This is a genomic window from Xenorhabdus poinarii G6 (genome assembly GCF_000968175.1).
Classification (GTDB): domain Bacteria; phylum Pseudomonadota; class Gammaproteobacteria; order Enterobacterales; family Enterobacteriaceae; genus Xenorhabdus; species Xenorhabdus poinarii.
Window position 1 is genome coordinate 436,601 of the sequence record NZ_FO704551.1, and the last position, 22,221, is coordinate 458,821.

Below are 22,221 nucleotides of genomic sequence, written 5' to 3' on the forward strand. Positions count from 1 at the left end.
AGCGACGAATTTTGGGAAGGTGATTTTCTATGGAAAAGTGAGTGCCAGAAAAAATTTCAGCAGGATGGGAGTCGGGTAGGGGATAGATGAAGAGTAAGGATAAAAAAACCAGCCGACGGAGCGGCTGGTTGATGATAGTTCACCTGGGATGAACGGATATTACAGCTTGTCAGCGTTTTTGGTCAGGTATTTTGCTACGCCTTCAGGTGAAGCGCCCATACCTTCCTGGCCTTTTGACCATTGTGCCGGACAAACTTCGCCGTGTTCTTCGTGGAATTGCAGCGCGTCAACCATACGCAGCATTTCATCAATGTTACGACCCAGTGGCAGATCGTTAACTACTTGATGACGCACAACACCATTTTTGTCAATCAGGAAAGAGCCACGCAGAGCTACGCCCGCTTCAGGGTGCTCAATGCCGTATGCTTTCATGATGTCACGTTTGATGTCAGCGACCATTGGGTATTTGACTTCGCCAATCCCGCCGTTGCTGATTGGGGTTTTACGCCATGCATTGTGAACGAATGCAGAGTCGAAGGAGATACCAACAACTTCAACGCCACGTTTCTGGAATTCTTCATAGCGGTGATCGAAAGCGATCAGCTCAGAAGGACAAACAAAAGTGAAATCCATTGGCCAGAAGAAAATAACCGCAGGACGGCCATTCAGGTGTTTTTTCAGGTTGAAATTATCAACGATTTCACCATTGCCGAGAACCGCAGCAGCTGTAAAGTCAGGGGCTTGGCGGGTTACTAAAACCATAATTGACTCCTGTGATTTTAAAAGGTGTTATATCAAACGGGTTACAGCATAAGGAATTAGGGTATAGCAATAAAGAATAAAATATCAATCGATATAATAGGTTTTACCTATCAATTTGCTGGTTTTTAATTCCTTTTGGCCTACCTAAGATAGGACTATCTATGAAAAGTTCAAGTGATAAAAGGCGCAATTCATAAAAAACTCAGGTATCCCTTATCCCACCAGGCACTTATTTGACGCCAATGTCATCATTTCCGGGTAAAATTGACAGAACAGTGTTTCAAAATCACGGTAATGATTTTCTATATCCAGATAGGATCCCGCCAGGGCAGATAACTTTGGTCTTCGGTGTGCCATGCCCTGGAGGACATTGGCGATACATGACATATCGGCATAACGGATGAGCAAATTTTGTGACCAAAGGTGATGATTCAATTCTTGAAATTGTTTGGGGGTTGAAGAGAGATACGGCTCGATATTGCTGCGGACAAAATCGACAAACTCAGGTAAAGAATAATTTTTTTCAAATTCATCCCAATGCCGGGAAAGAAAGTGATCCCAGATAATATCAAGGGTTATCGGTGCAACACGTCGAGATTCGCTGCGAAATAATTGGCGGGCTTGCGCGACAAGCGGGTGTTTATCCGTCAGGCTGTCTACTCGGCGGTGCATACGGATACCTGCTACAATGTCAGCATCGAATGCGCCTTCTGGAGAACCCCTGACGAAATCTGCCATCAAATTCCCCAGTAAAGAACTTTCTGATAATGCAGCTAAATGAAGGTGTGCGAGAAAATTCATATTGGGAGTATACCGTAAATCGTTAAACTCGGTGCTTCTTTGTTGCACCCTTGCGTTTGCAGCACTAGACTAGTCCGCCTGTTTTTTTGAATGATACAGATAAAATGCGTGTCACTGATTTTACATTTGAACTGCCAGAAGAGCTGATTGCTCACTATCCCCAGCCGCAACGAAGTGCTTGTCGTCTGCTTTCCCTTCATGGTGAAACAGGAGAACTGACGCACGGTGTTTTTACTGATGTGCTGGATAAGCTGGAAGCCGGTGATTTGCTGGTTTTCAATAATACCCGTGTTATTCCTGCGCGCTTGTTTGGCCGTAAAGCGACGGGAGGAAAATTGGAAGTTCTCGTCGAAAGGATGCTGGATGATAAGCGAGTGCTTGCGCACGTCCGAGCGTCTAAGGCCCCCAAAGAAGGCACCGAGCTTATTCTTGGTGAGGATATTCTCGGTGAAGCGAAGGGGATTAAGGCAACGATGCTGGCGCGTCACGATGCGCTGTTTGAAATCCGTTTTGATGATGAACGTGATGTATTGACGATTTTGGATCAGATTGGTCACATGCCACTGCCGCCCTATATCGCTCGCCCTGATGAAGATGCAGATCGTGAGTTATATCAGACTGTCTATAGTGAACGTCCGGGCGCAGTCGCTGCACCCACTGCCGGATTGCATTTTGATGAACCTCTTTTGGCTGCTCTGCGTGAAAAAGGGATTGAAATGGCCTTTGTGACTCTGCATGTGGGTGCGGGCACTTTTCAGCCAGTGCGGGTGGAAACCATCGAAGATCATGTGATGCATGCCGAGTATGCTGAGGTGCCACAACATGTCGTGGATGCCGTATTGGCTTGTAAGGCGCGGGGTAATAGGGTTATTGCTGTCGGCACAACATCCGTCCGCTCGCTGGAAAGTGCAGCGAAAGCGTGTAAGGATGGGCTTATTGCGCCATTTTTTGGTGATACTCAAATCTTTATCTATCCTGGATTTGAATATCAGGTGATAGATGCATTAATTACCAACTTCCATCTGCCAGAATCCACACTGATTATGCTGGTTTCTGCGTTTGCCGGTTATAAAAATACCATGAATGCCTATAGAGAAGCGGTAGCAGAAAAATATCGCTTTTTCAGTTATGGCGATGCAATGTTTATTCATCGCAATGCACGGGCATCAACAGAATGGGTAAACCCCACAGAACGGCTCTCGGCAGCGTCGGTAGCGAAATAACGCGTTCGTCATAAAACATTTTAAGATCAAAAGCGTTCTTCATTTCGGCTTTGCTGATTTGAATGGCATCTAAACATCGCATCAGACTGTTTTTCTGATGACTGGAGGTTAAGTGGAATTTGAGTTACAAAAGACGGATGGTAATGCCCGTCGTGGTCGCCTGATTTTTGAACGTGGTGTTGTGGAAACCCCGGCATTCATGCCAGTGGGAACTTATGGCACGGTAAAAGGCATGACGCCAGAAGAGGTGAAAGAAACCGGTGCGCAAATCCTATTGGGAAATACCTTCCACCTTTGGTTGCGCCCGGGACAGGAAATCATGAAATTACATGGTGACCTGCATGATTTTATGCAATGGCACGGCCCTATTCTGACTGATTCTGGCGGTTTTCAGGTCTTTAGCCTCGGCGCTATGCGTAAAATTAAGGAAGAAGGTGTTCACTTCCGCAATCCAATCAATGGAACACCGGTCTTCCTCAGCCCGGAAAAATCAATGGAAATCCAATATGATTTGGGTTCCGATATCGTCATGATTTTTGATGAATGTACGCCATACCCTGCTGATTGGGATTATGCGAAACGCTCTATGGAAATGTCATTGCGCTGGGCTGCCCGCAGTCGTCAACGTTTTGATGAGCTGGGAAATAAAAATGCTTTGTTTGGCATTATTCAGGGGAGTGTTTACGAAGACTTGCGTGATGTCTCTATAAAAGGGCTGGTGGAAATCGGCTTTGATGGCTACGCGGTCGGCGGTTTGGCTGTCGGTGAACCGAAAGCAGATATGCACCGTATTCTGGCGCATGTTTGTCCTCAGATCCCACAGGATAAGCCGCGTTATTTGATGGGGGTCGGCAAGCCAGAAGATTTGGTTGAAGGTGTTCGCCGTGGTATCGATATGTTTGACTGTGTGATGCCAACACGTAATGCCCGTAATGGCCACCTGTTTGTTACCGAAGGGGTGATCAAAATTCGCAATGCCAAGCATAAAGAAGATACTTCGCCATTGGATGAGCATTGTGACTGCTATACTTGCCGGAATTATAGCCGTGCATACCTCCATCATTTAGATCGCTGTAACGAAATTCTTGGTGCAAGGCTGAATACGATACATAATTTAAGGTATTATCAGCGTTTGATGGCCGGAATTCGTAAAGCCATTGAAGAAGGCAAACTGTCACAGTTTGTCGATGCATTTTATCAGCAGATCGGCAAACCCGTTCCGCCGTTAAATATATAATTTATCGTGACTAATCAGTCCCAATATGTGTAGCATATTAGGCTGGTTTTTGATCGAGCTACTGTCGATTTTCGGCAATACGATTTTCGACAACAATCTCTTCGATAACGATGTATTCGATAACGTATTCGATAACTACGTATTCGAGAACTATATTTTCGATAACAATGAGGGAAATTTGATGAGTTTTTTTATTTCTGAAGCTGCGGCAGCTGCTGGTGCGCCAGCTCAAGCTCAGGGAAACCCATATTCTCTGATTATCATGCTGGTCGTCTTCGGTTTGATTTTCTATTTCATGATCTTGCGTCCACAACAAAAACGCACCAAAGAACATAAAAAACTGATGGATTCCATCTCCAAAGGAGATGAAGTACTGACTTCTGGTGGTTTGGTTGGTCGTATCACTAAAGTGTCTGAAACAGGCTATGTTATTATTGCCTTGAATGAGACCACAGAAATAACTGTCAAACGTGACTTCGTTGCCGCCGTTTTACCGAAAGGTACAATGAAGGCTATTTAATTTTCCGATTTTCCCGAAGGGAACTGCCGTGTTGAACCGTTATCCTTTGTGGAAGTATCTGATGCTGATCGCTGCGATCCTCATCGGTTTGCTTTATGCACTTCCCAACCTTTATGGTGAGGATCCGGCTGTACAAATCACTGGTGCGCGAGGTATCGCCGCCAGTGAAAAAACGCTGGACCACGTCCATAATGTTTTAGAGAAAGATCAAATCAAGAGCAAGTCCATTGTATTGGAAAATGGGGCAATTCTTGCTCGTTTCAGTAACACCGATGTGCAGCTCCGTGCGCGTGAAGCGTTGATTTCTGCACTGGGTGAACAGTATGTTGTGGCATTGAACCTCGCACCGGCAACGCCAACCTGGTTGAGAATTATCGGGGCTGAACCGATGAAGCTGGGGCTTGATCTCCGTGGTGGCGTTCACTTCTTGATGGAAGTGGATATGGATACCGCGTTGAACAAATTGCAGGAGCAAAATATTGATAGCCTGCGTTCCGAACTGCGTGATCAAGGCATTCCTTATTCTACTCTCAGCAAAATTGATCATTATGGTGTCGAAGTTCGTTTCCGTGACAATGATGCACGTGCTAAAGCGGAAAACTATCTTGAACCTCGTCATCGTGATTTAGTTTTTTCCAGTGGGGCAAACAGCACGCTGAAAGTGGTGATGAGTGATGAACGCCTGCGTGAAGCCCGTTCTTATGCGGTACAGCAGAACATCACTATCCTGCGTAACCGTGTTAACCAATTGGGCGTTGCGGAACCGTTGGTTCAGCGTCAGGGTGCAGACCGTATCGTTGTTGAACTGCCCGGTATTCAGGATACTGCCCGCGCGAAAGAAATTCTCGGTGCAACCGCAACCCTGGAATTCCGTCTGGTAAATACCAATGTAAACCAAGACGTCATTCAATATGGTCGTATTCCGGCGGATTCAGAGGTGAAAGAGAGCCGTGACGGCACGCCCGTTGTGCTGTATAAGCGTGTGATTCTTACCGGTGACCATATTACCGATTCGACTTCCAGTACTGATGAGAATGGCTATCCACAGGTCAATATTTCTCTGGATAGTGCTGGGGGGACGGCAATGTCTAACTTCACCAAAGATAATTTGCATAAACCAATGGCAACGCTGTTTGTAGAATATAAAGACAGCGGTAAGAAAGATGCCAATGGTCGTGCGATCTTGGAAAAGCAGGAAGAAGTTATCAACATTGCCACGATTCAATCACGCCTGGGGAATAACTTCCGTATTACAGGCATTAGCAATGCGGCTGAAGCACGCCAGTTATCGCTGTTACTGCGTGCAGGTGCGCTGATTGCGCCAATCCAGATTGTGGAAGAGCGTACGATAGGGCCAACGCTAGGTTTGCAGAATATTGAACAGGGCCTTGAAGCGTGTTTGTGGGGGCTGATTGCTTCTGTCGTCTTTATGGTGATTTACTACCGCAAGTTTGGTCTGGTTGCGAGTACGGCATTGCTGGTGAACTTGGTGTTGATCGTCGGTATTATGTCTCTACTGCCTGGTGCAACGCTGACCATGCCGGGTATTGCTGGTATCGTCCTGACACTGGCTGTCGCCGTGGATGCGAACGTGTTGATCAACGAGCGTATCAAAGAAGAGTTGCGCAATGGTCGTACGGTACAGCAGGCCATTCATGAAGGCTATAAAGGCGCTTTCTCCAGTATTATCGACGCCAACCTGACTACGCTGATTACAGCCATCATTTTGTATGCAGTGGGGACTGGCTCTATCAAGGGCTTCGCGATCACTACCAGTATTGGTGTGGCGACTTCCATGTTCACTGCGATTGTGGGAACACGAGCAATCGTGAACTTGCTGTACGGTGGTAAACGTATCAATAAGTTGTCAATTTAAGGAGCACGTTGTGGCACAGGATTATACTGTTGAACAATTAAACTATGGGCGTAAAGTTATCGACTTTATGCGCTGGGACAACGTTGCCTTTGGGATTTCATTCCTACTGTTGATCGCTTCTATCATGATGATAGGCACTCGTGGGTTTAACTGGGGTCTGGATTTTACCGGTGGTACGGTAATTGAAGTAAACCTGAGTAAGCCTGCGGAGCTGGACAAGATGCGCCAGAGCCTGGCTCAGAATGGTTTTGCTGATCCGCTCCTACAGAATTTCGGCAGCAGTCGCGATGTGATGATTCGTATGCCGCCTGTGGAAGGTAATGCTGGGCAGGAACTTGGCAAAAAGATCATTTCGGTGATTAACCAGGATATTGATAAAGATGCGGAAGTTAAGCGTATCGAGTTCGTTGGTCCTAGTGTGGGCAGCGAACTGGCGCAAACCGGCGCGATGGCGTTATTGTCTGCCCTTATCTGTATCCTGATTTATGTCGGTTTCCGCTTTGAATGGCGTTTGGCATTAGGTGCCGTTATTGCACTTGCACATGACGTGATTATTACACTGGGTATTTTATCGTTATTCCGCATTGAAATTGACTTGACTATCGTGGCGTCGTTGATGTCCGTTATCGGCTATTCATTGAACGATAGTATCGTTGTGTCGGATCGTATTCGTGAGAACTTCCGTAAGATACGCCGTGGTACGTCATATGAAATTACCAACATCTCTCTGACCCAGACCCTGAGCCGTACCATCATGACTTCTGCCACCACCCTGTTGGTGGTGTTAATGTTGTTCATTTTCGGGGGAGAAATGCTGAAAGGGTTCTCACTGGTCATGTTAATCGGTGTGTCTATCGGTACCATCTCTTCTATCTATGTTGCTTCGGCGTTGGCGTTGAAATTGGGTATGAAGCGTGACCATTTGATCCAGCAGAAAGTTGAGAAAGAAGGGGCCGATCAGCCTTCCATTCTTCCTTGATATCTTGCGTGAGCGCGTGTTGATATTGCTTAAACACCCTGTGAGTACTTACTGACAGGGTGTTTTTCATTATCACTTCAAGGTACACTGTTATCCCTTCGGTTAACTGTCAGGAAACGATATGCATTGCCCATTTTGCGCAGCTGTTGATACTAAAGTTATTGATTCCCGTCTGGTCGGGGATGGCTCACAAGTGCGCCGTCGCCGTCAGTGCCTGGAATGTCATGAACGTTTTACGACATTTGAAGTTGCAGAACTGGTGATGCCTCGCGTCATTAAAAGTGATGATATTCGAGAGCCTTTTGACGAAGAAAAATTGCGTCGTGGAATGCAGAAGGCACTGGAAAAACGTCCTGTCAGTTCTGATGATGTAGAAACTGCAATTAGCCACATTAAATCCCAGGTAAGGGCTACGGGAGAGCGTGAAATTCCGTCAAAAATGATCGGAAACTTTGTCATGGATGAATTGAAAAAACTGGATAAAGTGGCTTATATCCGTTTTGCCTCTGTCTACCGCAGCTTTGAAGATATTCGTGAATTCGGTGAAGAGATTGCCAGACTACAAGACTAAACAGCTGGCATTGGACTAAATACTCAATACTGATTAAAGACTATGACACTTGATGAAATATATATGTCCAGGGCATTGGAACTGGCACAGCAAGGGCGTTTTACTACATCCCCAAACCCGAATGTAGGGTGTGTCATCGTGAAGGATGAACACATCGTCGGGGAAGGCTGTCATTTACGCGCGGGTGAACCCCATGCAGAAGTTCATGCTCTTCGTATGGCAGGCGAAAAAGCGAAAGGTGCGACAGCTTACGTTACCCTTGAACCGTGTAGCCATCACGGTAAAACTCCACCTTGTGCCGACACTTTGATTGCTGCCGGCTTAAGTCGAGTGGTCGTTGCGATGCCAGATCCCAATCCTCACGTTGCCGGACGTGGTTTATATAAATTGCAGCAGGCAGGCATTGTCGTTGAACAGGGTTTGATGATGGAACAGGCGGAATCGCTGAATAAGGGATTCCTTAAGCGCATGCGTACGGGGTTTCCTTATCTGCAATTGAAGCTAGGTGCATCATTGGATGGCCGAACTGCATTGGCATCGGGGGAAAGCAAGTGGATTACCTCCCCGGAATCCCGTCAGGATGTACAGACATTACGGGCACAGTGCAGTGCCATTTTGAGTTCCAGTGCGACAGTATTGGCCGATGATCCTTCGTTGACTGTCCGTTGGCATGAGCTGGATGCTGAAACACAAGCGATTTATCCCCAAGATCAGCTCCGCCAACCGATCCGTATCATTACCGATAGCCAAAACCGTGTAACACCACAGCATCGGGTCGTGCAGCAAGCGGGAAAATGTTGGTTAGCACGAACTCACCAAGATCAACAAGAATGGCCTGATAATGTGGAACAGATTGTATTGCCAGAACAGGCTCACGGGGTTGATTTGGTCTTGTTGATGATGCAGCTTGGCCAGCGTCAGATAAATTCGGTTTGGGCGGAATGTGGTTCTGCGTTGGCTGGGGCTTTATTAACGTTGGGATTGGTGGATGAATTGATCCTTTATATCGCGCCTAAGGTATTAGGAAATCGTGCGCGTGGGTTGTTTGATATCCCTGAATTGCAAAAATTATCGGATGCGCCTGAATTTTCGTTGTTTGATGTACAACCGATGGGTTCTGATGTGCGCTTGCGCTTACGGCCGCGCTAGATGTCCTGATTTAAGTTTGAACATAAACCAAGACGCAGAGAAAAATAATGTGATAAGATCCGCGCCCCTGCGGATATGAATAAGGTATGAGGAAGGCTATGAACGTAATCAAAGGTGTTGTTGCTGCGCCCAAAGCCCGCATTGCTATTGCGATTGCCCGCTTTAACAACTTCATTAATGACAGCCTGCTGGAAGGCGCTGTTGATGCGTTGGAGCGCATTGGTCAGGTTTCTTCAGATAATATCACCGTAGTATGGGTGCCGGGCGCTTATGAATTGCCATTGACAGTCAAAGCGCTGGCTGAATCCGAAAAATATGATGCGGTCATCGCTTTGGGGACCGTGATCCGCGGCGGTACAGCCCATTTCGAATATGTTGCCGGCGAGTGCAGTTCTGGCTTGTCCAGAGTATCAATGTCCAGTGATATTCCTGTTACATTTGGTGTTCTGACAACTGAAAATATTGAACAGGCGATTGAACGTGCTGGTACTAAAGCGGGGAATAAAGGTGCTGAAGCTGCCTTGACCGCATTGGAAATGATTAATGTAATCAAAGCCATTAAAGGCTGAATTTTTTAGTTTTAATTAAGGGGAATTTTGTGAAACCTGCTGCTCGTCGTCGTGCTCGTGAGTGTGCTGTTCAGGCAATTTATTCATGGCAAATATCCAAAAACAGCATTGCTGATGTTGAATTGCAGTTTCTGACAGAGCAAGACGTAACCGGTGTTGATATCACCTATTTCCGTGAATTGCTGTCCGGGGTAGCGGTCAATGCTACAAAATTAGATGCGCTGATGGCGCCTTATCTGTCCCGCCAGCTTGAAGAGTTAGGCCAGGTAGAGAAAGCTATCTTGCGCGTATCGATGTTTGAACTAAGCTTTCGTGATGATGTTCCCTACAAAGTGGCTATTAATGAAGGTATTGAACTGGCAAAAGTGTTTGGTGCTGAGGATAGCCATAAATTCGTGAATGGGGTGTTGGATAAAGCTGGCCCGGCAGCACGCAAGAAAAAGTGATTGCTTGCCAGGAGTTCCCCATTATAACTTGATGATTTTACACACGAGGCCGGAAATCCGGCCTCGTGTGTTCATCGTTAGTCACTTTTTGGAATTCTATTATGGCATGTGGTGAATTTGACCTCATTGCACGTTACTTCAATCGCCATCTTACCCGCAGACGGGATGTAAACCTGGGAATTGGTGATGATTGTGCGTTGATGACTGTTGCAGATAAGCAAGAATTAGCCGTAACAACGGATACGTTGGTTGCGGGTGTCCATTTTCTGCCTGATATCTCACCGGAAGATTTGGCTTATAAAGCACTGGCTGTCAATATCAGTGATTTGGCGGCCGTTGGGGCAGATCCCGCCTGGGCGTCGTTGGCGTTAACATTGCCTGACGTCCATGAGAATTGGTTAAAACGGTTCAGTGATAGCCTGTTTGAACAATTGAATTATTACGGTATGCAGTTGATTGGTGGGGATACCACAAAAGGCCCCATGAGTTTAACGCTCACTGTACATGGGTTAGTACCGGCTGGCAGGGCATTGCGCCGAGCTGGAGCAAAGAATGGTGATTGGATTTATGTCACGGGCACGCTTGGTGACAGTGCGGCAGGGCTTGCTTTGTTACAAGAGCACCTGACAGTAGAAGATACAGCGATCCACAATTGGTTGGTCAGACGTCATCTCCGCCCACAACCGCGCGTTTTACAAGGCCAGGCATTGCGTAATCTGGCTTCTTCTGCAATTGATTTGTCTGATGGATTGATTTCTGACCTTAACCATATTCTGACAGCCAGTCAGTGTGGTGCGCGTATTAATCTGGATGCGTTACCTTACTCGGAAGCGATGCAGCAATATGTTTCTCCAGAACAGGCAGTGAAATGGGCACTGAGTGGCGGGGAAGATTATGAATTGTGTTTCACCGTACCGGAGCTGAATCGGGGCGCATTAAATATGGCGTTAGCCCATACGGGAGCAAGTTTCTGCTGTATTGGTCAAATCAGGCCAGAATCAGAAGGTATCCGCTATTTTAACAATAATGAAGAAATGGAGCTGGACCTGAACGGTTTTGATCACTTTAAAACAGATAAAAAACCAAAGGTGCCTTGTTCGGCTGCATACCAGGAAGAAAATGACCAAACGGAGGGGACTCATGGATGATGCAAAACATCGCTTAAAGATGCGTAATCCGTGGCATTTGTTGGCGACGGGGTTTGGTAGTGGATTGTCACCAATTATGCCGGGTACGATGGGATCAATCGCCGCGATCCCTTTTTGGTTACTGTTAGCGCCGTTACCAACATGGGCAATTTGGTTGGTGATTGTGGTGGGAACGCTTATTGGCTGTGTGATTTGCCAAAAAGCCGCAGATGCGTTGAGCGTGGAAGATCCCGGTTGTGTTGTCTGGGATGAATTCATTGGCATGTGGATAACACTGATGGCGATACCGGTGCTCAACTGGCAATGGGTTCTGGTCGGTTTTGTGGTATTCCGCATTTTTGATATGTGGAAACCGTGGCCGATTTGCTGGTTCGATCGCTATGTGAAAGGCGGTATCGGTATTATGTTGGATGACATTATCGCCGCGATCTTCGCCATTGTGGTCATCTGGCTGTTGAATTTTTACCAAATATTACCTTTCTGAATGCATGATTCATTTTATTAGCCACTGAATTTCAGTGGCTAATCAATGTTGGTTACTATGGGTTGAGGTATTACTTCTTTCTATTGTGGATACTATTAAAATTTTATCTTTAAACAAGAATACGGCTTTCAGGACGTAGAAATCTTTCCGGTACATAGAGATCGTAATTATTAAAGCGACAGTATTCTTCTAATTGTTGTGCAGAAGTTACGCCCGCCTTTTTATATATTTGTGCGGTATAATTTTCGACAGTACGATAGGAGATATTTAATATTCTCCCAATTTGTTTACTGGTATATTTATGTAAAGAGAGAAAAATGACATCCCATTCTCGTTGGGTAAATAAATGGCTGGGCGGTTGAAACATAATGGAAGCAGGGAGCTTTCCATAGTATAGGCGGGTTAATGAATAATCCTGGGCTTTCCATAGATGATAGATAATCCCGATGCAATCACCATCTTCATGATAAATGGGTGATTTTTCACAAAAGTAAGAAGATAATGTTTTCACTCCCCCCCAAATATGGGTTTCGAGCGAAACGTATGACTTTTCTTCTTGCATGACTTTTTGGTCATGATGAATATATTCTTTGGCAAATTCGGCACCATCCCATGGCAGCTCATCATCATAAAGGCCTTCAAAATTAAATGAATCAGAAAATCCTTTAATGGCATTCAATGCTTTGTTCCCATAAATAAAGCATGAGTCTTTATCTTTTATCCCCCAGGGATCTTGACTTGCTGCTAGTGTGTTAATGATTTGAGGTGAAATAATATTCTTTTTGCTACCCATGTCATTATTCCTTGATGATCTTTGAATACAATAATCAATTTATCTCTTTACTGCCAACGGCGATAAACCTTTCAGGGAGATAGTGATCAAATTGATGTGTTTTGCAGAAAGGTTTCAGATCTTCCTGTCTTGAAATATTAAATTTTTGATAAATTGATTGGATATGATGAATAACATCTTCTGTATTTAACATTAATTCCTTCCCGATGCTTTTTTCGTCCAATGAGCGTAAGAGCAGAAAAAGGATTTCCCACTCAGTTTGGGTCAGAATATTGCTAGGGAAGGTGAGTTCCAGCGTTGCTGGCATTGCTTGGTCATAGTAATAAGCAGTGGAGAAATTGGGTACTTTGTACATATGAAAAGTGATACCAATACAATCACCATGATCATCATAAAGTGGGTATTTATCACAAAGATAAATCTGATTGATTTGGTGTTTTCCAAATGGATGGATTTCCATTGAAGTGACTCGTTGTGTCGTTTGAATCACTTTTTGTTCTTGCCGACCGAATTCCTTTTCATATCCTGCAATGGGTGAGGGCAAGTCACCGATGTTAAGTCCTGTAATGTCAAAATGTTCAGGTAGATCGAGCAGTTGGTAAAAAGCAGGATTAGCGTAGATAAATTTTGATTGATGATCTTTCGCGCCCCAAGGGTCAGCGCTTTTTTCCCACATATGAATTAATTGCGGGGTTATATTATTTGATTTATTCATATTGAATATAACTCTTTAATTATTATATTAATTTATTTTTATTTGTAGGGGTATAACCCTATAATTTGTCATATTTAATGAGTTCATAAAAGCCGGCATGTGTATTAAATTTTAATACGGCATTGTTAATATAAATAATGTTATTTTTTTGTTTTAAAATCAACTGGATATGAAATGATGATTCACTAAGATAGCCACGCTTATACAGAACAAGAGAAAGTTAGCATAATATTAATATCTTGGCGGTTTTTTGTTAACCAGCTGGTGTTGTTTGTTTTTCATAAATTAATTAAAGTATTTTATACGCTTCCAATGTTTCCAAAAATAACTAAAATTTTGGATTATCTAATCAATTATAAACGCATTTATAGAACCTTTTCGGTAAAGAGTAACTTTTTATACTGATATTTTCAGTCTTTTATACTGATGCCATCCCCAGGGAAAATTTTATAACAATATAAAAATCTATTAAAATTGAATATAAATCAAACAATTTAATAAAATGGAGAACAAAATATGAATTACCTGAAACTTTTTTGTGGAAAGTTTCAGGTATAGTCATTAAATGAAAATGGATCCGGTCATAATGTGTTTTGTCGTGGATGACCGAATACGTTTTATTTTACTGTGTTAATTTAGCTAATCCATTAATTGCCTTTTCAAGATATTGGCGGGGACAACCTAAATTTATTCGGATAAATCCTTTTCCTTGATCACCAAAACTGCATCCCATTGAAACAGCTATTTTCGCTTTCTGTATTAATAACTGTTGTAAGGTATTATCATCAAAACCTAATTGACGACAGTCCAACCAGGCTAAATATGTACCTTCTGCTTTGGTCATGTGACACCAAGGAACGGAAGAGGTTAAGGCTTGCTCGAACCAGTGACGGTTTTCAACCAGATAATCTTGTAATTTATCAAGCCACCGGTCCCCTGCTTGGTAAGCGGTGGTCGCCGCAGTCATGGACAGAGAATTGAATACATCCAATCCATGAGCATGTAACCGATGATGAAAATCTTGCCGGAGAGCAGGGTTTGGGATAAGAAAATTTGATATTCGTAGTGATGAAAGTCCAAATGTCTTACTTGCCGAGGTGGCAATAATAACATTGTTATGCCATTCACTACCAAGATGCAATATTGAGGTGAATTTGCCCCAGGGCAAAGTTAAATCAGCCCAAATTTCATCGGAAATGATTGTTGTGCCGTATTGCTTGCAGAGCAGCAGTAACTGGCGCAGTTCGTCCCGATCCCAGCATCGGCCGGTCGGATTGTGTGGGTTGCATAATAACAGTAGAGGTGGCCTGTGCTGTGCTAATAGGTGTTCTAGATGGTTATAGTCAATTTTATAACCTTCCGGGCACTCAATCAGTGGGTTTTCAATAAGCACCCTACCGTTCATGGTAATGATCTTGGCAAATGAAGAGTAATAAGGCCCTTGTACAATAATACCTTCGCCGGGTTTACTCAGCATTTGTATGAGCAGTGCCAATCCGGGGATAACCCCTTCCACTGTTGTGAACCAATCCCTGTACAAGGTGAGCTGATGGCGTCTTGAAAACCAGTCTATGACTGCCTGATAGTAGCGATCATCGCGTTCACTATAACCAAAAATACCGTGTTCAATTCGGGAAGATAGGGCTTGTAGCACTTCTTGTGGGCTTTGAAAATCAAAATCAGAGACCCACATTGGTAGCAGGTCAGTTGTGTTTAAATGCAGGTACTGCTCTAAAAAATCCCACTTAATAGAACCTGTATTATGACGATCAACTACTTGATTGAAATCAGGAGATTTCACGTTGGTTTTCCTTTTTATTCAGAGAGTTTCCTGGTATGACTTTTGCGATTCCGAAACCAGTAAAGCCATAAATGAGGGCAAAAAAAACAGCAGCATAGCACTGGATTGCCCAAGGTAATAATTCGAAGGTACTGACGCCTAATGTTGTCGCCATATATATGCCAGCAGACGTCCAGGGGAGAAGCGGTTCAATAACAGTACAGCCATCTTCTATGGTGCGTGATAGGTTTTTATTATCCAGTCCCATTCGCTGATAAGCGCCTTTGAATAATTCGGCCGGGATAAGAAGAGCCAGTTTGCCATCACAAGTTGCGCCAGTGACCAGAATGGTTGTCCCTAGGGTAGCAGCGATGAGTTGTCCGGTTGTGTGAACGGCTTGCAGCAGGTGATTAATGATGATGGTCAGAGCGCCAGTGAGTGTTAATATGCCTGCAAACGCGAATGCACAAAATATCAGCAAGATAGTCCCCATCATGGAGAGCATCCCTCCGCGGTTGAGTAGGCGCGTTACATCGTTCATTACGCCGCCGGTAATACTGTGCCCTTGTTCAGAGAATATGGAGAGATTGAAACCATCAATTAATGCATTAAGTCCCTGTTTAAGCGTAAATCCCTGAAGACCTATACCGATGACAATCGCCAATGCACATGCAGCCAGCATGGTTGGTATCACTGGACGTTTTGTGATGGCGCCCCATAAAACCAGTATTGGAGGCAAAATCAGCAACATATTGAAGTGATATAGACTCTCAAATGATTGCATGATTTCTGTGATTTTTTCGGGCGTTGTTGTGCTACCTGTGAATCCTGTGTGACCAGCAATAAAATAGACGATGGTGGCTAAAATAAAGCCTGGGATAGTGGTATACATCAAGTGCTGAATATGGCTGTAAAGATCAGTGTCAGCAACGATGGCTGCGAAATTCGTTGAGTCAGACAAGGGTGAGATTTTATCACCAAAATAGGCACCGGAAACAACCGCCCCTGCCGCCGCCGCTAAAGAAACATCAAGGCCAGCCGCGATGCCCATCAGAGCGACACCGACAGTGCCAGCGGCTCCCCATGATGTCCCCGTGCAAACGGAAATCACACTCGTTATGAAGAAAGCGGCAATGAGTATATATTCAGGACTAATCAGTTTTAATCCCCAGTAAACCATGTAAGGAATGGTTCCACTGAACATCCAGGAGCCAATCAGACCGCCAACGCAAACCAGTATCATGATCACAGGCATTGCTTTGGCTAGCTTTGTTACAATAGCATCAATGATGTCATCCCAGCGATAACCTTGCCAGTATGCCAGAGCTGAGGTTATGACCGCTGATATGAGCAATAAGGATTCAATGCGTAGCCCCAATTGACCATAACCAATAATCAGCAGCAAAAGCATTGCTGCAATAGGGAGTATAGCGAGTCCTATATTCAGTTTTTTCTTTTCGTCCATATAACAATTCCAGTTTTGGTCGTTTATTGAAGTAAAAATTATTTTATTAAAGAGACGGAATCTCTGATGACAAGTTCTGCTGAGAACATGTTCATTTGGGGTCGGAGGGGCTTTTTCTTAGCAACGAGCTGTAAAGCCAGGCTGGCGGCTCGTTGAGCCATTTGTTCTATTGGGTTGTGCATGGTGGTTAAGGGGGGATAGAGATATCGCGCTGTGACCACATCATCAAAGCCAACGATTGACAGTTGTGTAGGTAAGTTGATTTTTCGCTGATGTAGGAATTTCATCATACCAGCAGCCATAACATCATTGAATGTCACTGCTGCGGTAAAATTGATGTTGCTGTTTAAGAGTTTTTCGGCTGCCCGTTCCCCACCTTCTTCGTTAAAGGGAACGCTAATAACCCAATCACTAGGCACGGTGATCCCCGCATGGGTCATCGCAGCATAATAACCTTCCAGACGGAACTTTCTATCATCGATCGGTATATCTGCCGTAACATAAGCAATTTTCCGATGACCATTTTGGATAAGATAGTTGGTTGCTGTGTGGCAGGCACCGACGTTATCTAACCAGATGCATCGGTTAGCGATCGCTGGAAAATATCGATTGATAATCACCAGTCCTGGCGTATGAGCGGCATAACGTAATATATCGGCTTCATCCATGCTGCTGATATGAGCGACAATGGATTCACATCCTTGGTTGATTAAAAACTCCAGGGCAGATTTCTCAAGCTCAGCCCGATGTCCTCCACTGCAAACCATGAGCTTAGCTTCTTTTTGTCGGGCCATTTTTTCAACGCCGCGAGCCAGAAGGGAAAAAAAGGGATCCGCCAGGTTACCCGTCAGTAACCCCAACATATTTCCGCATCTTTTGGCTAAGGCAAGTGCAGCTGAATTACGGTGGTAGTTGAAGTGACGCATGGCCTTTTCTACCCGTTCACGGGTACCCGGTTCGACGTAAGCAGTATTGTTAATGACACGGCTGACAGTGGCTACTGACACTCCAGCTTGTTGCGCTACGTCTTTCATGGTGGCCATACTTTCTCCGGGGGTAATTTATATAAGATAAATGTGATGAGGAATAATACCCAATTCATTTACATGTTCATAAATGGTTTTTTGTGTTTGTTTTCAATGTATTGTTAAGTTTTTTTTAATTATCTTATGGGGTAATTTAATAGTGTAAAATTGACTATTGACAACATAACTATCTGTTTTGTGACTAAAATTTCTTTCCTTTGATTAAGCGGTATAATACGAGTGGATTCAATACCTCGCTTAATATAGAAAAGCATGGTCTATAAATTTTAAATATTGGGGTGGAATGTAATTTTCGTAATTATTTCTTTCGCAAACTATTTTAAGGTCAATCATTGAGTTTACTGATAATTTTTCGTAGATGTTTTGAAAATACCTTTCTAAGGTACGGCATGATAGATTCAGTTCATTGGCAATGTATTTATTACTAATGCCACGGCAGAATAAAAAAATGATCAGCCATTCTTTTTCGGTCAAAATCGTGTTTGGCGGGTTAAGCTGAATCGATGTAGACGTGTCATTTTTAATATAGTGTTTAACTGAAAAATGTTTGACTTCTTTCGCATGACAAATGATGCCCATACATTGATTATGTTCATCCATTAAGGGATATTTTTCACAAAAATAGGATGTTATTTGTTGAGCACAGTGTTGAAAATACGTGCCGACTGAAGATATCCGTTGCATAGATTGCAAGACCTTACGATCATGCTCTTCACAGAGATGAGCGAGGTGGTTAAAGGGGGTGGGTAATTCTTTTTCAGTATACCCTGTTACATCAAAGTCTTCAGGTAAATGGCTTAACTTAATAAACACCGTATTGGCATATATAAGACGAAGCTCCTTATCTTTAACAAACCATGGATCATGACTGCTATTCCACATATTTGTTAATTGAAGAGTGATTTTACTCATATATAACCTTTATAACCTTTAATCAATATTGAATAATCATTGGCCTACCTCGTCTAAATAGAAGTCATCGCCTTTACTATAATTTAAACGGTATGATTGGTGTATTCTTAAGCATACATGTGCCCCCTCGTTTGATGGCTATAGGCACTGTTTTAAATCTCGTTATAGATAGACAAAGTAACGAATTTATTTCAGGGGAAATGTGAGAGAAGTTTGTTATCCATGTAACCGGTTTCATGAGGTATAAAAATGTGATTTATGTAACATTTTTTCACTTGCTTATTGCGAGAAAAGTAGGAGTGGTGATTGAGGTGACCACGCCTGGTGTGATGGTTTAATCATCTCGGCCAGCTCCCCTTAATCGGCATGGATGATTAAATTGTCAGTGATTGCACTTTACTGGTCGTCAGGCGTCAGAAGTTTTGAAATGATGGGGAAACCAACGTTATGGGCGGCACTACTTAATGTATCGGCCAGACTGAGAAATAGTATACCGGCAAGTACTGGTGCGCCACGTAAACCATGGTGCAATTCATGCCATTCGTTACCGGGTTTCCTTGCAGCTTTCGGTTCCGGGGAGGAGAGAAAACGCAGAGGAATTATCAGGATGGCTGCCAGTAGATAGGTGATGATATTATTGGTGATGGTCATTCTTTGGAAGAATAAAAATTAGGAGGTAAAAACCTTTATTTGTTATAGGTAATGTAAGGAAAATAATAAGAATTGAAATCCAAAGAAAAATGGATAAATATTTTTATTAAATATTTATCCATGATGAGAGATTATTTCGCTAGGTATTGATCAATACTATTTTTAATCCCTACTGCATCAAGCCCTAAATCAGCGTGAAGCTCTTTTTGTGTTCCTTGCGGTATAAAGTAATCAGGCAACCCTAGATTCAGTACCTGGACTAACAATTTTTCCTGTAACAGAAATTCGTTAACCCCACTGCCGGCTCCCCCCATAATGGCGTTTTCTTCCAATGTCACTAAGAGTTCATGGCTGGCGGCCATTTCCCGTATGAGTTCTGTGTCCAACGGTTTGACAAAGCGCATATCCACAACGGTTGCGTTCAGGAACTCCGCCGCTTCTTGCGCATAGGATAACAAGGTGCCAAAGTTCAGGATCGCGATACGCTCTCCCTGACGACGGATTATCCCCTTGCCCATTGGCAACGTTTCCAGTGGTTGAAGTTCAGCGCCTGTACCTGTACCACGAGGGTAGCGGACAGCCGTCGGGCCTGCCTGATAGTGATACCCCGTATGTAACATCTGGCAGCATTCATTTTCATCACTAGGCGCCATAATGACCATATTCGGGATGCAACGCAGGAATGAAAGATCGAACGCTCCCTGGTGGGTTTGGCCATCTGCCCCAACGATCCCCCCTCGGTCGATAGCAAACAGAACAGGCAAGTTCTGGATAGCGATATCGTGAATAACCTGATCATAAGCACGTTGCAGGAACGTGGAATATATGGCGACGATAGGTTTATAGCCACCGATCGCCAGGCCGGCGGCAAATGTGACGGCATGTTGCTCAGCAATCGCGACATCAAAATATTGTTCAGGGTATTCGCGGGAGAAACGCACCATGCCCGAACCTTCTCGCATAGCAGGCGTGATCGCCATCAGTTTTTTATCATTGGCGGCGGTTTCACATAACCAGTCCCCAAAGATCTTGGAAAATGTCGGGCGAGTATCTGCACTTTTGGGCAAAGATCCCGTCGCGGGATCAAATTTAGGCACGGCATGCCAACTGATGGGGTCTTTTTCCGCAGGTGCATAACCACGGCCTTTTTTCGTCATGATATGCAAGAGTTGTGGTCCTTTCAGCTCACGCATATTTTTCAGGGTTTGTGTCAACGCCAATACGTCATGACCATCCACTGGCCCGATGTAGTTAAATCCCAGCTCTTCGAACAGCGTGCCGGGAACAACCATGCCCTTGAGGTGTTCTTCGGTCTTTTTCAAGAGTTCTTTGATCGGTGGCAGATTGGAAAAGACTTTTTTACCGCCTTCACGTAGGGTGGTATACAATTTGCCCGATAGTAGCTGAGCCAGATGATTATTCAGTGCACCTACGTTTTCAGAGATAGACATTTCATTGTCATTGAGAATCACCAGCATGTCAGGATCGATATCCCCCGCATGGTTCATGGCTTCGAAAGCCATGCCCGCAGTAATGGCGCCATCTCCAATAACACAGACTGTCTTGCGGCCTCGGCCTTCGTGTTTAGCCGCAATTGCCATGCCCAGACCCGCACTGACTGAAGTGGATGAATGACCAACACACAGCGTGTCGTATTCGCTCTCTTCCCGCCAGGGGAAAGGATGGAGCCCATTTTTTTGGCGAATGGTATCAATGCGGTCACGGCGTCCAGTCAAAATTTTGTGTGGGTAGGCCTGATGACCGACATCCCAGACTAAATTGTCAAAAGGGGTTTTATAAACATAGTGGAGTGCGACAGTTAATTCGATCGTGCCAAGGCCGGAGGCAAAATGACCACTGGAGCGGCTGACACTGTTTAGCAAAAATTGTCGCAGTTCATCGCATAACTTTGGCAAAGTGTCTTTAGGTAGCAGGCGAAGCTCTTCTGGAGTTTCCGCCAATGCCAATAGGGGATATTTCGCTATATCAATGCTCATGCTATGCCTGTATAAAATGCTATACCCGTTAGAAGTTGAATGTTAAGAACCCGGTGATTAGCCGTGGTAATTTCCGGGTTCACCCATGAGGTGTTTTTATTGATTATTGGGCATTTGTATAATTTATAATTATATTAATCAATGAGTAATATGGCCTGCGTTTTAGCTGTTTCTCTCAATGATAAAACCCGCCAGGTTTTTTAACGTTGTCGTGTCATACGACTGTTTTTCCAGTTCTGTGAGCGCTGCAAGCGCTTCTTCATACAGAGACTGTGCTTTTTTCTGAGCTTGGGCCAAACCTAATAATGCAGGGTAAGTACTTTTTCCTAATTGCTGATCATTGCCCTGACGCTTACCGATAACGTCAGTATGACCAATGACATCCAAAATATCATCGTGTACCTGAAATGCCAGCCCGATAGCTTGGGCATACTGATCCAATAAAGGAAGTGCTTCACGGCCGCGTTGTCCCGCGCTGTAAGCACCTAATCGAACCGCAGTGCGGATTAATGCGCCCGTTTTATGACGATGAATCTGTTCCAGTGAGGCAAGATCGATGTGTTTACCTTCTGCTTCCAAATCCAGTGACTGTCCCCCGCACATACCGGCAAAACCACTGGCACTGGCCAGTTCAGCGATCATAGTCAGCCGATCGGATAAAGCCACCTCTGGCATGTCATGTTTTGCCAGGATCTCAAAGGCCAGTGATTGTAACGCATCACCCGCTAAGATAGCCTGACTTTCACCAAATTTGATGTGGCAGGTGGGATGCCCACGACGTAAATCATCATTATCCATGGCGGGCAAATCATCATGGATTAGGGAATAAGCATGGATACATTCCAATGCAATAGCGGCGGCATCAAGGCTTTTTTGGGGCAGGCCGAACATTTCTCCCACGCTGTAAACTAAAAATGGGCGCAGCCGTTTCCCGCCCAGCACAGCACCATACTGCATTGCAGCGCCGAGTGTGCTGTTTAAAAAAGGTAATGAGGCAAAGGTTGCCATCAAACTGTCATTCACATGTTGCTGACAGGCGCGCAGTTGTTTTTCAAAAGATAGCACGGCCAAAGGCGTCTCATATTGTTCAGACATAA

At 44.4% G+C, this 22,221-nt stretch carries 22 protein-coding genes; 11 read left to right on the forward strand and 11 right to left on the reverse strand.

The window, feature by feature from the left end:
- Nucleotides 1-159: 159 nt before the first annotated feature.
- Entirely contained in the window at nucleotides 160-762 is a 603-nt protein-coding gene (locus tag XPG1_RS01895; RefSeq protein WP_045957574.1) for a peroxiredoxin C, read from the reverse strand.
- 213 nt (nucleotides 763-975) lie between these two features.
- Nucleotides 976-1,563, reverse strand: coding sequence for an acyl carrier protein phosphodiesterase (locus tag XPG1_RS01900; RefSeq protein ID WP_045957575.1), 588 nt, complete (start codon nucleotides 1,561-1,563; stop codon nucleotides 976-978).
- 104 nt (nucleotides 1,564-1,667) lie between these two features.
- Here XPG1_RS01900 and queA point away from each other — a divergent pair, with 104 nt between their 5' ends.
- The 11 genes from queA (at nucleotide 1,668) to pgpA (ending at nucleotide 11,765) form a co-directional block, all read left to right on the forward strand.
- Complete coding sequence (gene queA / locus XPG1_RS01905) at nucleotides 1,668-2,786, forward strand: tRNA preQ1(34) S-adenosylmethionine ribosyltransferase-isomerase QueA (RefSeq protein ID WP_045957576.1); 1,119 nt, start codon at nucleotides 1,668-1,670, stop codon at nucleotides 2,784-2,786.
- Between the two features lie 112 nt (nucleotides 2,787-2,898).
- Nucleotides 2,899-4,023, forward strand: coding sequence for a tRNA guanosine(34) transglycosylase Tgt (gene tgt / locus XPG1_RS01910; RefSeq protein WP_045957577.1), 1,125 nt, complete (start codon nucleotides 2,899-2,901; stop codon nucleotides 4,021-4,023).
- A gap of 181 nt (nucleotides 4,024-4,204) precedes the next feature.
- Nucleotides 4,205-4,543: a preprotein translocase subunit YajC gene (yajC, locus tag XPG1_RS01915; RefSeq protein WP_045957578.1), complete on the forward strand. Its 339-nt coding sequence runs from the start codon at nucleotides 4,205-4,207 to the stop codon at nucleotides 4,541-4,543.
- 28 nt (nucleotides 4,544-4,571) lie between these two features.
- Nucleotides 4,572-6,419 (forward strand): protein translocase subunit SecD, encoded by a 1,848-nt coding sequence (secD, locus tag XPG1_RS01920; RefSeq protein WP_071825301.1) that lies wholly within the window; start codon nucleotides 4,572-4,574, stop codon nucleotides 6,417-6,419.
- Nucleotides 6,420-6,429: 10 nt separating this feature from the next.
- Complete coding sequence (gene secF / locus XPG1_RS01925; protein WP_045957579.1) at nucleotides 6,430-7,398, forward strand: protein translocase subunit SecF; 969 nt, start codon at nucleotides 6,430-6,432, stop codon at nucleotides 7,396-7,398.
- 121 nt (nucleotides 7,399-7,519) lie between these two features.
- Entirely contained in the window at nucleotides 7,520-7,969 is a 450-nt protein-coding gene (gene nrdR / locus XPG1_RS01930) for a transcriptional regulator NrdR (protein WP_045957580.1), read from the forward strand.
- A 42-nt stretch (nucleotides 7,970-8,011) separates the two neighbouring features.
- Complete coding sequence (gene ribD / locus XPG1_RS01935) at nucleotides 8,012-9,118, forward strand: bifunctional diaminohydroxyphosphoribosylaminopyrimidine deaminase/5-amino-6-(5-phosphoribosylamino)uracil reductase RibD (protein ID WP_045957581.1); 1,107 nt, start codon at nucleotides 8,012-8,014, stop codon at nucleotides 9,116-9,118.
- A gap of 98 nt (nucleotides 9,119-9,216) precedes the next feature.
- Nucleotides 9,217-9,687 (forward strand): 6,7-dimethyl-8-ribityllumazine synthase, encoded by a 471-nt coding sequence (gene ribH / locus XPG1_RS01940; RefSeq protein WP_045957582.1) that lies wholly within the window; start codon nucleotides 9,217-9,219, stop codon nucleotides 9,685-9,687.
- Nucleotides 9,688-9,716: 29 nt separating this feature from the next.
- Nucleotides 9,717-10,133, forward strand: coding sequence for a transcription antitermination factor NusB (nusB, locus tag XPG1_RS01945; RefSeq protein ID WP_045957583.1), 417 nt, complete (start codon nucleotides 9,717-9,719; stop codon nucleotides 10,131-10,133).
- 101 nt (nucleotides 10,134-10,234) lie between these two features.
- Nucleotides 10,235-11,281, forward strand: coding sequence for a thiamine-phosphate kinase (gene thiL / locus XPG1_RS01950; RefSeq protein ID WP_045957584.1), 1,047 nt, complete (start codon nucleotides 10,235-10,237; stop codon nucleotides 11,279-11,281).
- Nucleotides 11,274-11,765, forward strand: a complete 492-nt coding sequence (gene pgpA, locus XPG1_RS01955; RefSeq protein ID WP_045957585.1) for a phosphatidylglycerophosphatase A — start codon at nucleotides 11,274-11,276, stop codon at nucleotides 11,763-11,765. Before thiL ends, pgpA begins: the two co-directional genes overlap by 8 nt.
- A 109-nt stretch (nucleotides 11,766-11,874) precedes the next feature.
- Here pgpA and XPG1_RS01960 read toward each other — a convergent pair whose 3' ends face one another.
- The 9 genes from XPG1_RS01960 to ispA form a co-directional block, all read right to left on the reverse strand.
- The gene (locus XPG1_RS01960) at nucleotides 11,875-12,558 is read right to left on the reverse strand and encodes a helix-turn-helix transcriptional regulator (protein WP_045957586.1); all 684 of its coding nucleotides are present in this window, start codon (nucleotides 12,556-12,558) and stop codon (nucleotides 11,875-11,877) included.
- Nucleotides 12,559-12,592: 34 nt separating this feature from the next.
- Nucleotides 12,593-13,273, reverse strand: coding sequence for a PAS domain-containing protein (locus XPG1_RS01965; protein ID WP_366300789.1), 681 nt, complete (start codon nucleotides 13,271-13,273; stop codon nucleotides 12,593-12,595).
- 622 nt (nucleotides 13,274-13,895) lie between these two features.
- A complete protein-coding gene (locus XPG1_RS01970; protein WP_045957588.1) occupies nucleotides 13,896-15,074 on the reverse strand; it encodes a MalY/PatB family protein in 1,179 nt (392 codons plus the stop codon).
- Nucleotides 15,061-16,518, reverse strand: coding sequence for a Na+/H+ antiporter NhaC (gene nhaC, locus XPG1_RS01975; RefSeq protein WP_045957589.1), 1,458 nt, complete (start codon nucleotides 16,516-16,518; stop codon nucleotides 15,061-15,063). The genes XPG1_RS01970 and nhaC overlap by 14 nt, the downstream gene beginning before the upstream one ends.
- A 38-nt stretch (nucleotides 16,519-16,556) precedes the next feature.
- Entirely contained in the window at nucleotides 16,557-17,561 is a 1,005-nt protein-coding gene (locus XPG1_RS01980; protein WP_045957590.1) for a LacI family DNA-binding transcriptional regulator, read from the reverse strand.
- 240 nt (nucleotides 17,562-17,801) lie between these two features.
- Entirely contained in the window at nucleotides 17,802-18,476 is a 675-nt protein-coding gene (locus tag XPG1_RS01985; protein WP_045957591.1) for a helix-turn-helix transcriptional regulator, read from the reverse strand.
- Nucleotides 18,477-18,872: 396 nt separating this feature from the next.
- Nucleotides 18,873-19,127 carry a hypothetical protein gene (locus XPG1_RS01990; RefSeq protein ID WP_045957592.1) on the reverse strand — a complete coding sequence of 85 codons (255 nt, stop codon included), beginning with the start codon at nucleotides 19,125-19,127 and terminating at the stop codon, nucleotides 18,873-18,875.
- Nucleotides 19,128-19,258: 131 nt separating this feature from the next.
- A complete protein-coding gene (gene dxs / locus XPG1_RS01995; protein ID WP_045957593.1) occupies nucleotides 19,259-21,124 on the reverse strand; it encodes a 1-deoxy-D-xylulose-5-phosphate synthase in 1,866 nt (621 codons plus the stop codon).
- Nucleotides 21,125-21,286: 162 nt separating this feature from the next.
- A complete protein-coding gene (gene ispA / locus XPG1_RS02000; protein WP_045960316.1) occupies nucleotides 21,287-22,219 on the reverse strand; it encodes a (2E,6E)-farnesyl diphosphate synthase in 933 nt (310 codons plus the stop codon).
- Nucleotides 22,220-22,221: the final 2 nt, after the last annotated feature.